Origin of the sequence: Nostoc sp. KVJ20 (genome assembly GCF_001712795.1) — a bacterium.
GTDB lineage: Bacteria > Cyanobacteriota > Cyanobacteriia > Cyanobacteriales > Nostocaceae > Nostoc.
In genome coordinates this window covers 1-13354 of record NZ_KV757592.1, presented here as the reverse complement: position 1 = coordinate 13354, position 13354 = coordinate 1, and the positions used below count along the sequence as shown (strand labels likewise).

At 40.2% G+C, this 13354-nt stretch carries 10 protein-coding genes; 8 read left to right on the top strand and 2 right to left on the bottom strand.

Annotated features, from left to right (window positions below):
* The first annotated feature begins 218 nt into the window (after positions 1-218).
* Positions 219-1535, top strand: a complete 1317-nt coding sequence (locus tag A4S05_RS10725; RefSeq protein ID WP_069069820.1) for a serine hydrolase — start codon at positions 219-221, stop codon at positions 1533-1535.
* 67 nt (positions 1536-1602) lie between these two features.
* Here the strand turns inward: A4S05_RS10725 and A4S05_RS10720 are convergent, their stop codons facing one another.
* A complete protein-coding gene (locus A4S05_RS10720) occupies positions 1603-3687 on the bottom strand; it encodes a cytochrome-c peroxidase (RefSeq protein WP_084227070.1) in 2085 nt (694 codons plus the stop codon).
* A gap of 448 nt (positions 3688-4135) precedes the next feature.
* Here A4S05_RS10720 and A4S05_RS10715 point away from each other — a divergent pair, with 448 nt between their 5' ends.
* The 7 genes from A4S05_RS10715 to A4S05_RS10685 all read left to right on the top strand — a co-directional run bounded on the left by A4S05_RS10715 (position 4136) and on the right by A4S05_RS10685 (position 13119).
* Positions 4136-5059 (top strand): DMT family transporter, encoded by a 924-nt coding sequence (locus A4S05_RS10715; protein ID WP_069069818.1) that lies wholly within the window; start codon positions 4136-4138, stop codon positions 5057-5059.
* 509 nt (positions 5060-5568) lie between these two features.
* A complete protein-coding gene (locus A4S05_RS10710) occupies positions 5569-7278 on the top strand; it encodes an alpha/beta hydrolase (RefSeq protein WP_069069817.1) in 1710 nt (569 codons plus the stop codon).
* Between the two features lie 532 nt (positions 7279-7810).
* Positions 7811-9037 (top strand): PQQ-dependent sugar dehydrogenase, encoded by a 1227-nt coding sequence (locus tag A4S05_RS10705; RefSeq protein ID WP_069069816.1) that lies wholly within the window; start codon positions 7811-7813, stop codon positions 9035-9037.
* 429 nt (positions 9038-9466) lie between these two features.
* Positions 9467-9820 (top strand): phage holin family protein, encoded by a 354-nt coding sequence (locus tag A4S05_RS10700; RefSeq protein ID WP_069069815.1) that lies wholly within the window; start codon positions 9467-9469, stop codon positions 9818-9820.
* A 36-nt stretch (positions 9821-9856) separates the two neighbouring features.
* Entirely contained in the window at positions 9857-11254 is a 1398-nt protein-coding gene (mgtE, locus tag A4S05_RS10695; protein WP_069069814.1) for a magnesium transporter, read from the top strand.
* Positions 11255-11282: 28 nt separating this feature from the next.
* The gene (locus A4S05_RS10690; RefSeq protein WP_069069813.1) at positions 11283-12245 is read left to right on the top strand and encodes a YihY/virulence factor BrkB family protein; all 963 of its coding nucleotides are present in this window, start codon (positions 11283-11285) and stop codon (positions 12243-12245) included.
* Positions 12246-12549: 304 nt separating this feature from the next.
* Positions 12550-13119, top strand: coding sequence for a hypothetical protein (locus tag A4S05_RS10685; protein WP_256090921.1), 570 nt, complete (start codon positions 12550-12552; stop codon positions 13117-13119).
* Between the two features lie 6 nt (positions 13120-13125).
* Here A4S05_RS10685 and A4S05_RS10680 read toward each other — a convergent pair.
* A partial coding sequence (locus tag A4S05_RS10680; RefSeq protein ID WP_176726969.1) for a transposase occupies positions 13126-13354 on the bottom strand: 229 nt, incomplete at its 5' end.

Here is a 13354-nt window from a genome sequence, read left to right as displayed (position 1 = left end):
ATTAGACTGGTAAACGCCATAAGGTTTGTAGTTTGCATTTGAGCGAGAATAACGCAAACTCCGAACCAGAAATTTGGATGTTTTCTACTTATTTATCATCAAAAAAAATAAGTCAATGGAATTTATGCTTTTTGTCCGGAATTTCAGTATGATCATCAGAAAACAATCTAAGGTAAAGTTGATTAGTTGCTACATAGTTGCATACCTACAATCACAAAATGAAATCACATTTACTTGCGATCGGTTTAAGCAGTTTGCTTCTAGTTGCAGGACAGGCTAAAGCTTCACGATTACAGTCTTGGTATTTTGATTCTAAGCAAAATCAATTACACCTAACTACAACTTCTGGAATCCAACCAAAAGCCTTTTTATTAGATAATCCTAATCGATTGGTAATTGACTTACCTGGAACTAGTTTTAATTCAGATAGTGTTAAAAAAGCTTTTGGTAATGCAGTCAAAGAAATTCGTATTGGAAAACTAGATAGTAAAACAACTCGTTTTGTCGTAGAATTAGCTCCAGGCTATCATATTGATTCCCGTAATCTATCCATCAAGGGAGATTCTCGTTCTCATTGGATTGTAAAATTTAATTCATTTGACCGCCAAAGCAATAACATCCCTGGGGAAAATAGACAAGATATTGCCATTAATTCCACAGATGCTTCAACATTTGCAGGAGTTGTAAATCTTGGTCAAGAAATGCCGGGTATCAGTTCTCAGATTCGGGCATTGTTAGCAACTTATAAATCATTAAACCCTGGAATATTTTTCTTAGATTTAGATACAGGTAACTATATAGATATTAATGGCGAAAAAAGATTTGCTGCTGCCAGTACAATAAAATTTCCTTTGTTAGTAGCCCTTTTCCAAGAAATAGACGCTGGTAGAATTAAGCTAACAGATAAATTAGTGATGCGGCGCGATTTAAGGGTTGGTGAAGCTGGAACTATGAAATACAAACCCGTTGGAACTAAATTTAGCGTCCTCCAAACCGCTACCTTGATGATGACCATTAGCGATAATACCGCCACAAATATGGTTCTTGATCGTTTGGGTGGTGTAGCAAAAGTTAACCAACGTTTTCGTGGCTGGGGATTGCAAAATACAGCAATGCAGAATTTACTTCCAGACATTCCTGGCAAAAATACAACCAGTTCCAAAGATTTGGTCAGATTGGCGGCGTTAGTTTCTAACAATCGTTTGCTATCTCCAAACAGCCGGAATCAAGTTTTAGGGATCATGCGCCGTGTCAAAACTAATAGTTTGCTACCGGCTGGTATTGGTAAAGGAGCTACCATTGCCCACAAAACTGGTACACTGAGATTTATTATTGGTGATGCAGGTATTATTGAAATGCCCAACGGGAAAAGCTATTTAGCAGGCATTTTGGTGCAAAGACCAAACCACGATCGCAGAGCTGGAGATTTTGTCCGTGAAGTTTCTCGCAGAGTCTACAATTACCTAAGCCAAACCAGAGTTAGCAATACTGCCAGCCCTCATCAGTCAATTGATCCTAACAACCATAATTTCTGAAATTTTAAATTTAGGGACGTACAGGTGTACGCCCCTAAATTTATCTGTATAAGATATTTCGTGGGGATTAACTCAGGAAATTTGGGGTACCACTACCACCATTCTTACCAACAGCAGGAATTTGCAGTAGATCATCTGTGGCTTTGCCAGTACCGTCATCATTAACGTATGTAGGCCCACCTGGGTGTCCATTGGGGATGAACAGTTGCGGATGGTCAAAAGGCGCTTTGTCATACCGAACTCGCTCATCAGTCAGTCCCTTTAAAAAGGCGACCAATTGCTGTTTCTCTTCTGGTGAGAGATTCAGTGGGGGAAGAAGTCCAAAATCACCACCGCGATTGTAAAAATCAATCACTTGCTCTAAAGTCGCGTGACCTCCATTGTGAAAGTAGGGAGCAGTGAGTTCCACATTGCGAAGTCCAGGTGCTTTGAAAGCTCCGTCTGCAAACACAGTTTCACTAGAACTCAACGGTGGATTGAGGATTGGGGGGTTTTCGCCGAGAAGAAGCTGAAATTTGTTCAACTGAGCCAATCGTGCTTCTGAAAGCGGATTACCGAAAGCGTCATTACCACCCAAACTTGGATCTTCCGTAGCACGTCTGACGCCGATATTGAAGAAGCCAGTGTCTTCAGGGGATCTTGGGCCGAACGGCGCACGTTTGATTCGTCCGTCTTTGGCCACGTTGCTCACTGAAGCAGCTGTTAATTCTGATCCAACGTGACAACCAATACACAAAGCTTTGCCCTCAAACAGTCGTTTTCCTTGTTGCTGTTGAGGGGTTAGGGCAGTAGTGTTTCCTTCTAAAAAGCGATCAAAAGGCGTATTATCGGAAATGAGTGTAGACTCGTACAACTGAACTGCCAGCCCAAAGAATAGCGAGAAGTTGTACTCAGTTAATGTGTACTCATTAGTCTCCAAGGAGCGATCGGGCTTTTTGACAAAAGTCCGTCTACCTTCAGCGTCAACTTGGATGAGTTGATTAGACTTCCACCACTCCGACTTGAAGGCATCTTGAATCATCTGCTCATAAGTTTTATCTTTGAGTCCGGGTTTGGGCGATCTACTATCTGCGCCTAAAACGCTGTCTTGTGGATGCACAATCTGTTTACCTAGCGGTCTGAGAGGTAATAACTTTTTCGCAAGTTTGCGGGGGAGCTTTTTACCCCTAACCCTAGCAGTTCGCCCGAACTTATCACCAATTTCTTGAAAAGTGCGACCATCTGCGGAAGACTCAAAGGAACTTAGTGGCGGGCCGACCGCTTGGGATGCCAAAGACGAGTTCTTCAGGCTAACTTTCACAAATTTTAGATTATTTGGGGTTAGTGCTTTGACGACAGCAGCATTAGGATCTCTTAAACCGAAAGGATTCACCCCATTAAAGATGTTTTGTGCCCTTCCATCCCAGAAGTTACGAAAGTTGAATGCTGTATTAATCACGGTTGGGGTGTTGCGCGGTTCGACGCGGCGCACATTTACACCTCCTACGTTAAAAACCGGATCTGGCTCATTTTTCACTTGGTCTTCCGCATTACCAGGTGTGACATCCACAAACTTTGTATTGAAAACCCCCTGAGAGGAACTGACATCGTTACGGTCACTGTGGAAGGGAAAATCTTCTGGTTTTAGTTGGTAATTTGCTAGACCACCGACATCAAAAACTGTATCTGGATTCTCTGTACCATTAGGGTTAATCCGCAAAAGTCCCGGAGCAATCTGATTTTTGGATCTATTGTCGGCTCCAGCATGGAAGTGACAACTAGCACAGGCGGTCACTCCGTCGCTCCCAACCTGCATATCCCAAAAAAGAGTTTTTCCTAACTTGATTGCAGCTACTTTGTCTTTTACGAAGTCTCCAAGATTGTTAGGCTCTGGAACTGATATGCTCTTGAGCGAAGCTAGAGGTGGCGGCGTAACCTGTGCTGATACACTATTTCCAGCTATTACTGCTGCCATAATAATGACAGCAATTGTTATAGTCTTTGAAAATCTTGATCTCAAATAGTTAAGCTGGCCATATCTGAATCTCCACTTTTGGTGCTTTATTTTCATCACCACAGATTTAAGCCAAAATCGACCTTTTGAGGTCAGTAGCAAGTAAATGGATAAGCCCGTAATAAATATTACTAGGCTTACGATGGGTAAAAACCCCATAGTTTTTTATACTAAAAGTACGCCGAAACAAATTATACACTTACGTGAAGGTCTGAAATTTAATATTCATGTAAAGTAATTACGCAATTTACTAATTTTATGTGAATAGAAAATGCCATCTTCTGGCTCAAAATAAATTCAGTAGAGTAGATAAGTTGTTCTATAGGAATCCGCTTTGATTTCTGAACTAATTTGCGTAGGCAGGCAATAGGCAATAGGTAATAGTCAATAGGCAATAGGCAAGAAGGCAATAGTCAAGAAGGCAACATTCAAGAAGGCTTCTTAGTTGTACTGAGTTTTTTCACCAAATCAAATATGAGTCCTATATATTGAATTTATATTAACTAAGCTATTAAGATATTTTATCAGTAAGAAGTTGTAAAATCTAGATATGCAAATTAGATACGTTTTAATTTATTGTCAGCCCTACTTTGAGTAGGATATTTAAATGTCACTACATCAAAGTTCTGGCCGCTGGCGCTTAGGGCTAGCGTTATCGCTATTGACGGTTTTATTGTGGGGAATTTTACCTATTGCTTTGACGATAGCTCTGCAAGCACTTGATGTCTATACCGTTATTTGGTTTCGCTTTTTGACATCATTTATACTACTTGCTTTGTATTTAGGAATACGCGGTAAATTACCAAAGTTAGAACAACTACGCTCTGCTTCTTGGAAATTATTAGCGATCGCTACACTTTTCTTAGGGATTAATTACTTTCTGTTCATGCAAGGTTTAGCACTAACATCACCTGCTAATGCTGAAGTTCTCATTCAATTATCTACCCTTTTATTAGGTTTAGGAGGGTTAGTGATTTTTAAAGAACGTTACAGGCTGTATCAATGGATTGGTGTAAGTGTAATGATTTGTGGTTATCTTTTATTCTTTCGTGAACAACTAACAAATTTGATTACAGCCCAAAACACATACATACTAGGTAGTGTTTTGATTGCGCTAGGAGCAGTAGCATGGGCGATTTATGCTTTGGCACAAAAGCAGTTATTACAATCTTTATCTTCCCCTAGTATCATGTTGATTATTTATGGAGGATGTGCTTTATTATTCACTCCTCTAGCCAGAGTAAAATCACTTTTTATACTTAACAGCTTCCATTTGGGAATGTTGATTTTTTGTGCGTTGAATACTTTAATTGCTTACGGTGCTTTTGCCGAATCCTTAGAACATTGGGAAGCATCACGAGTAAGTGCGGTAATAGCTTTAGCTCCCATTGTGACATTAATATCAGTCGCAGTTGTATCAGTTATTGCACCTAATTGGATACCATCAGAACACTTCACTCTCATAGCAATATTAGGAGCGGGTTTAGTAGTCACAGGTTCAGTAGCGATCGCCTTGGGAAAAGCTGATTAATTAGAATATTTTTCCGGATTTTTACTGGGTTTTTCATCTAGTAAATTCGTGCAAGATTCAAAGCTACAACATAAATACTGAGGCAGAATATTTTTTATTTGTTATGATTTAATAGTGAAGGCAAACTACTGAAATCATCTGGATACTTTACTTATCTCTATGACTCTGTAGTGTTTAATTGTTGACCTGATAACCGAAAAAATCCTTGAATAATAATTCAGAAATCAGAATTTAGGAGTCAGAATCTATTACTAGGCATTGGGAATCACTACTTTTTTGTTTACTACCAGAAACTAAGTTTGGTAGGGATTTGAAACCGATTTATACCCATTATCTTAAGCAAGCTACATTCGCAAGTCATACATAATTCATCCTGAATTATCACTCCTGACTCCTAAATTCTGTTCTGATAAAATTGAGGCTAAGAACTTTAAGTAAACCAAGCAGGGCGCCCGAATAACTACCAAAGCCAACACCTGATAAAACCAGACCACCGAAAAAGTTGAGCGATGAATAGTTTGTTTGGTAATTGGGCCAGCACCCTAAGAAAAAATTCTCTATTGCTGGTTCTTTCAATGGTGCTGCCAACGTTTGGAATTAGCAATTCTGTCTTGGCAGCAGAGCGGATTTATGCATCTTATTCAGCTTTAGAGCTTTCCATTTCAGTCACGACTTTAGAAAACTACGCCAAAACAGGCGTAATTAACGAAGACTTGGCAGGATATCAGCAATATCTCCCTCTACAACAGCTTCAAGAATTGCGGCGGATTTTACTCAATCGTGTGAAAGTTAGTCCGGTAGTAGTTTCACAACTTCTTTACACACCACAAGGAGAATTTTTACTGCATCGGTTGGCGCAAGTCATTAAAACCAATCAGTCAGAACCAGGATTTGGTGCTTTGCGTTCGGCGCTAATTTTAGCCTCTGCTGAATCGGGAGGCTTGACACTTTTGAATGTGTTGCGTAAATACCCTAGCAGCAGCATTCGTCTTGATGTCGCCGAGACTCTGGCAATAGCTACAGAATTGGAGAGACTTGTTAGCCAAACCCATCTTGCGATCGCAGCAGTTTCCCAAAAGTCTAAAATAGAAGCTGATACCATTTCACAACCAAATTTCTCGCAATTACCGGATTTAAAGGTTCCGGGAAAGTTGAAGTCGCAAAAATACACTCTGAAGTTTTTCGACTCAACGCGCAATCGGCTTCTATTAACTGATGTTTACATTCCCAATGTTCAGAATGTTGCACCCATAATTGTAATTTCTCACGGCTTGGGTTTAGACAGCAGCAACTTTCAATATTTAGCCACTCATCTAGCTTCCCACGGATTTGCCGTTGCCGTTCCCAATCATCCTGGTAGTGATACTAAACAATTGCGTTCGCTGTTAAATGGACGCGCCGTTGAAGTAGCAGAACCAAGTGAATTTCAAGACCGACCAATGGACGTAACATATATACTGAATCAATTGGAAAAAGGTAATCAATCTGATTCACGGTTTAAAGGTCGGTTAAATCTGCAACAAGTCGGAGTACTTGGTCAATCTTTGGGAGGCTATACAGCCTTAGCTCTAGCAGGCGCTAAAATCAACTTCAAGCAGCTAAAACAAGACTGTGAACCAGCAGCACTGCAAAATACCTGGAATATGTCTTTACTGCTTCAGTGTCGGGCTTTGGAATTGAGCATCAGCAAGTCTGGCAAGGATTATAACCTGCGGGATGAGAGAGTGAAAGCTGCGATCGCAGTTAATCCCATTACTAGTTCTATTTTCGGCAAAGCTGGCTTAAGTCACATCCAAACTCCAGTGATGATTGTCAGCAGTAGTGATGATACAGTTGCACCAGCTTTATCCGAGCAAATTTTACCTTTTTCCTGGTTGGCGAATTCACAAAAGTATCTCGTCATGCTTGAAGGTGGTACTCACTTTTCCACCATTGGCAATGGAAACCCTGCAAATCAACAAGTAGCATTACCTGCCGATATGATTGGTGATGCTTCCCAAGCACGTCGTTACATGAATGTTTTAAGTTTACCTTTCTTCCAAACCTACGTTGCAGGAAGGTCACAATACATCCCTTACCTGAATGCAGGCTACGCTCAAAGTATTTCTAGTAAATCGCTTGGGTTGAGTCTTGTCAAGTCATTAAGTACAACCGAATTGGCACAATTACTGGATATTAAAGGAGCCAAACCCGCAAAAAAAAACTCCCCAACACCATAGTCAGTTTCGGATTTTGGATGTTGGATATTGGCGTTACATTGCTGCATGTGATGATTTTTATTTGACGTAAAGAAAATTTGGCGTTGCTGAATCAAGTATGAATTTGGATGTAGAGACGTTGCAATGCAACGTCTCTACAAGGATTTTGAAATCACACAAAATTATTTTTCATACCGCAATCAGCAACTCCGAAAATTTAGTGGTGGGTATCGATTTGACACCCACCACTAAGTTTTCCAACCTCTTTCCGAGAAACTACTTGCCTTCGACTCTGTTAGGCTTGAAGTAGGTCTGTGGATAGAGGCTATGAGGTTGAGTATATTTATAATAGTAACTGGATAGTCAAAACACCACTTCTATCCCTAGTAAATTTACAGAATGTTTCTATAACACTGTTATCTAATGGATAAATCAGAATTCAGGAGTTAGGAACGGAGTCTTTGCCTTTGTTCCTAAATTTTGAATTTTTAAGTCTTCTTCAATTAGCTATTTGAAAGGCTACACAAGCAGAAATTTTTGGAAAAATATACTTATGAACATGACAAGAATTGTTGCAGGAAAACTACTTGTTGCCATGTTTGCACTGGGAATTTCTTCTTGTGCTTCACCAACATCTGAGTCGGCAAACACTAACAATCAAGAAATAGAAACAACTGAACCAGTCAGTCAAAAAACTTCTACCAACAATCAAGTGTGTACTCTCGTTGACAATGGCTTTGGTTCACAAGGGGAGGTAAATGTACAGGCTGAAGAAGTGGTAACGGGTCTTGAAGTTCCTTGGGGAATTGCCTTTCTCCCAAACCAAGATATGTTAGTCAGTGAACGGCCTGGACGCGTTCGCCTCGTGCGGGATAGTAAACTTGTCCAAAAACCTGTAGCCACTATTAATGTTACAGATAGCGGTGAAGGTGGTTTACTTGGCATTGCGACTCATCCCAACTTTGCCGAGAACCGACTTTTTTACGTGTACTATACTGCTGATAGAAATGGGTCGCAGGTGAATCGCGTTGAACGATGGCAATTATCCGAAAATGGACTCAGTGCCTCGTCAGATAGAATAATTCTCGACAACATTCCCGTAGCAGTGTATCACAATGGTGGTCGCATTCGCTTTGGTGCTGATGGAATGCTCTATATTGGGACTGGCGATGCGCGAGACCCGCAAAGTTCCCAGGATGTTAATAGCCTTGCTGGGAAAATCTTGCGTGTGACGCCAGACGGACAAGTGCCGCAAGACAATCCCTTTCCCAAAAATCCTGTATATATCTCTGGTATTCGCAACACTCAAGGGTTTGATTGGCATGATGCATCAACACTATGGGTAACAGACCACGGCCCCAGTGGTGAGTTAGGTAGAAGTGGTCACGATAAAGTCAGTGTCGCCAGAGCAGGAGACAACCTTGGCTGGCCTACCATCTACCGTTGTGAATCAGGAGAAGGACTTATCACTCCGTCCATTGTTTGGCGTCAAGCTTTACCTCCAGGTGGAGCAGCAATTTATACTGGAAATTCTATTCCTGAATGGAAGGGTAGTTTAATCATTCCTACCCTTCGTTCCGAACACTTGCAGCGTGTCGTTTTCAACCCACAATCACCCCAGAAAGTCGAGCGTCATGAAGTGTATTTGCAAGGTAAATACGGACGACTCCGAGAGGCAATTATGGGGCCAGATGGCGAGTTGTATGTCACAACTAGTAACTGTGATGGACGAGGGAGTTGCCCTTCACAGCAGGATAAAATTCTCCGCATTACCAAATGAAAAAGATGAAAAGCTCACGCACATATATAGAGAGCAAGAGTTTTAAAACACTGATTTTTTTAATTTCATCCTTTTATTCAAAAACGCCAAAATCGTTTATAGCAATTATTTTTCTCTCTTTTAATTACGAATTACGTTAGCGCAGCGTTAGCGACGCAGGCGCGTCATTACGAATTACGAATTAGTAATTATTTTGGTAAATTTTTCAAATTTTGTTGCAAGTCAAGTAGCAGCAGCAGTAGTTGGTGCTGTCACTTTTTGTTCACATTTTTTGGTAATACTGAAGATTGCTATAGGACTCATATTTGATTCCTGAAAAAACTCAGTACAACTAAGAAGCCTTCTTGACTGTAGCAAGATTGCCTATTGCCTGTCTACGCAAATTCGTTCATAAATCAAAGCGGATTCCTATAGAGAAAGAGGTTACCAATGTTGATAGTAAACTTCTTATTAACTTGGCTAGTTGCTGCTTTATCGCTATTGCTTACAGCCTATTTTGTACCCGGCTTTGAGTTTAACACTTTTGGCACAGCCGCAATTGCTGCGTTGATTTTAGGGTTAGTCAATGCAATTGTTCGACCTGTTTTGGTTATTTTGACACTTCCTTTTACTATTGTCACGCTGGGTCTGTTTCTCTTTGTTGTTAATGCGCTCATGCTTTTGATAGTAGGGTTCCTCGTTCCTGGATTTATTGTTGCTGGTTTCTTACCTGCATTGTTAGCTTCAGTTGTTCTGACAATTGTTTCTACCGTACTAGGAATTTTAGTCAGAAATGTAACTTAAGATTGTTCGCTGCCAATCTTCATCAAGGAGGCATCTTTGACTGATAATCCACCTTCTTCTGCACGGCGCTGTAATGTATCTCGACAAGAACTTGTGGAGTTAGTGCGATCGCAACTCGAAGCATTACTACAACAAGAAAACTTCCAGGGAGCGAAAGCTCTGTTAGTACCTGTACAACCTGTAGATATTGCCCAAGCTATTGAAGATTTGCCAAAAGCTATGCAAGCTATAGCTTTTCGCTTACTTTCAAAACAAGAGGCAATCGAAGTCTATGAATATCTTGACTCTAGTGTGCAACAATCCTTGATTGCAGAGTTGAGGCATCAAGAAGTTCTCGACATTATAGATAAGATGTCGCCCGATGACCGAGCGCGACTATTTGACGAATTACCTGCTAAAGTCGTCCGCCGACTACTGGAACAACTCAGTCCAGATGAACGCGAAGCCACTGCCCTACTTCTAGGCTACAAAGAGGGCACAGCTGGGCGGATTATGACTACAGAATATCTTTCTGTAAAGGAGGATTTAACGATTAGTCAAGCTATCGAGCGGGTTCGTGTTTTCGCTAGTGCGGCTGAAACTATCTACTACCTTTACGTGACTGATAGAGAACGCCACCTTACCGGAACTCTTTCCTTTAGAGATTTAGTGATTGCCCAGCCAGAGCAAAGGCTGGGTGAAATTATGACTCGCGATGTAGTTTTCGTCCACACAGATACAGATCAAGAAGAAGTAGCGCGAGTCATCCAAGACTACGACTTAGTAGCTGTGCCTGTAGTGGATACAGAACAGCGTCTAGTTGGCATTGTCACTGTTGATGACGTGCTAGATGTCTTGGAGCAAGAAACCACTGAGGATATTTATACTTTAGGCGGGTTGGAAGCTGGAGGCGATCGCTATTTCCAGACAAATATATTAACAGCAGCGCGTAAACGGGTTCTTTGGCTATTTGTTCTCTTAATTGCCAATACTGGCACTGCGACTGTCATTAGCTCTCAAGAAGATGTTTTAAAACAAGTTGTTGCTTTAGCTGCCTTTATTCCCTTGTTGATTGACGCAGGTGGAAATGTCGGAGCGCAATCTTCAACGGTGGTGATTCGAGGCCTTAATCTAAAGGAAGTTGGGATCAAAAAAGCTTTGCAAATAGTGACACGGGAAACAATTACAGGGGCGCTATTGGGAGTGATGTTAGGAGTAGCAGTCATTATCTGGGCTTACTTCCTGGAAGGCAGTTTGCCAATCGCCATTACTGTGGGGATAAGTTTGGTAGCAATTACTATCATTGCGGCTTTCTCTGGTTCTGGTTTACCGTTTTTATTTGGTTCGCTCGGCTTAGATCCAGCCTTAATGTCAGCCCCATTTATTACTACTGCGGTAGATGTTTTAGGAGTGTTTATCTATTTAATGATAGCAAGGGTCATTTTACAAATATGAGTAGGCCGCCAGCCAAACAATTTTCATTATGCGCTTAAGACAAGTTTGGAGACTCTTAAAAGAAACATTCTCCGAGTGGCAAGTTAACGAAGTATCTCTTTTAGCATTATCCTTAGCTTATTACACAGTATTTTCTATTGCACCTTTGATGGTGATTATTATAAAAATCCTTGGCGCAATTTATGGAGAAGCCACAGCCGAACAGCAGATTGTTGAGCAAATGACAGAAATAGTTGGTAAAGAAGCTGCACAATTACTTGCTACTGCGATCGCAAATTTAAGAGAAGATGCTAGGGGGGGATTGTTACAACTAATTTTTAGTATTGGCTTTCTTATTTTTGGTGCTTCTGGAGTTTTTGCCCAAATTCAGTATGCGCTCGATAAAATTTGGGAAGTCAAACCAGAACCCAAACGACAAATCTTTCATTTCTTACGGAAACGAGTTTTATCTTTTGCAATGGTGTTAGTCATTGCTTTTTTACTATTTGTTTCTTATATAGTCAGAAACCTTTTATTCGTCACAGTTAATTACTTAAGCGATTTATTACCTGGCTTAAGTTTTCTGTGGCAATTTCTCAGCTTTTTACTTTCATTTGGTATTTTGACATTTCTATTTGCCGCAATATATACCATTTTACCCGACGCTCAAGTTGCATGGCGGTGTGCTGGAGTGGGTGCGGCAATTACCACCATCTTATTTATGATTGGTCAGTTTTTCTTTGGGTTATTTCTCAGTCAGACTGACATTGTTTCTGCCTATGGTGTCGCTGGCTCGTTTGTAATTATAAATACATGGATTTATTATGCCGCTCACATCTTATTTCTAGGAGCAGAATTTACTAAAATTTACGCTAAAATAGACGGCTCTCCGATTGTGCCAGAAGAATATGCTATCCATACTTCCGGCAAAAATCACAACGAATATCCAGAATCTCAAGAACCTAATTCGGATAGAGATAATAATCAACGCAGACACAAGCATTCTCGATAAAATCTTTCTTTATTTCATCCAAATCAAATTATATAAATTATAAGCCAACTATCAAAAGATATAAATTTTCTTTCTGGTTAATTTGTGCCTAAAGAATTACACATTTGCAGTATCCAGATAGATGAATTATTTAATAAGTTAGGCATTTTAATTTTAACTATGTTTTCTACTTGAGTAAAGCCATCACAAAATCAAACAATTTTCACCAAATTATTAGCAAAAAGTTAATATCTAATATCTGTCACTTTCTCTTCACATTTGTTGCAAATACTAGAAATAAGAAGATAAAAAGCAAGGAATATTTATGATTACAACTCTTTTCCAGCGCACTTCTATTCTGCTAGCGAGTGCTACTGTGGCTATTATTGGTAGTATCTTACCAGCTAGTGCTGAAAATACAAATTCTCCCTCTACTAATGCTCTTACAAATCAGGCAGAACAAGTAAGTGAAACTCCTGCGGCTAATCTTAATTCTGCATCTGACTTAGTTATAGAATCAACACAGCCTTCCTCAGCCATTCAATCTGAGAAGGTAGCTCAAACTTTTGAACCTGGTAGAGCCACCCGTTCGGGTTCTAGCTATTTTGGTGTTGCTGGTAACATTGGTTTAACGGGCAATACACGGGTAGGTGAAGGTTCATTTGCTGTAATTAGCAAAATAGGACTTACACAAAATTTGTCTTTTCGTCCTGCGGCTCTAGTTGGAGATAATACAGTTTTTCTCGTGCCACTCACTGTAGATTTTCCTGTAGAAAATTTGGAAGTGACCCAGTTGAGTATAGCCCCTTATATCGGTGGTGGTGTTGCAATTTCTACAGGTAGAGATAGCACTGTAGGTGCATTAATTTCTGGCGGTGTAGATGTGCCTTTATAGCATTTCTCAGTCTGGTGAAGTACAGTAACAAGAATGGGTAAACCAATTATAAATATCAGTTAACGAGACTTGAGTAAAAGCAGTTTCAATTGCTTTTGCTAAGTCTGGATAACTTCTAGCTCCAATAGAACGTAGTGAAGTTTTAATTTTTGACCAACAGTTTTCAATTGGTGAAAAATCAGGAGAATATGGTGGCAAATAAATTAATTTAGCTCCAACAGATTCGATTAATTTT

Bases quoted from the DNA above. Each gene is read 5' to 3' on its own strand.
- A4S05_RS10720 (WP_084227070.1), bottom strand. From the start codon at position 3,687: ATGGGGTTTTTACCCATCGTAAGCCTAGTAATATTTATTACGGGCTTA.
- A4S05_RS10725 (WP_069069820.1), top strand. From the start codon at position 219: ATGAAATCACATTTACTTGCGATCGGTTTAAGCAGTTTGCTTCTAGTT.
- A4S05_RS10685 (WP_256090921.1), top strand. From the start codon at position 12,550: ATGATTACAACTCTTTTCCAGCGCACTTCTATTCTGCTAGCGAGTGCT.
- A4S05_RS10700 (WP_069069815.1), top strand. From the start codon at position 9,467: ATGTTGATAGTAAACTTCTTATTAACTTGGCTAGTTGCTGCTTTATCG.
- A4S05_RS10715 (WP_069069818.1), top strand. From the start codon at position 4,136: ATGTCACTACATCAAAGTTCTGGCCGCTGGCGCTTAGGGCTAGCGTTA.
- A4S05_RS10690 (WP_069069813.1), top strand. From the start codon at position 11,283: ATGCGCTTAAGACAAGTTTGGAGACTCTTAAAAGAAACATTCTCCGAG.
- A4S05_RS10710 (WP_069069817.1), top strand. From the start codon at position 5,569: ATGAATAGTTTGTTTGGTAATTGGGCCAGCACCCTAAGAAAAAATTCT.
- A4S05_RS10705 (WP_069069816.1), top strand. From the start codon at position 7,811: ATGAACATGACAAGAATTGTTGCAGGAAAACTACTTGTTGCCATGTTT.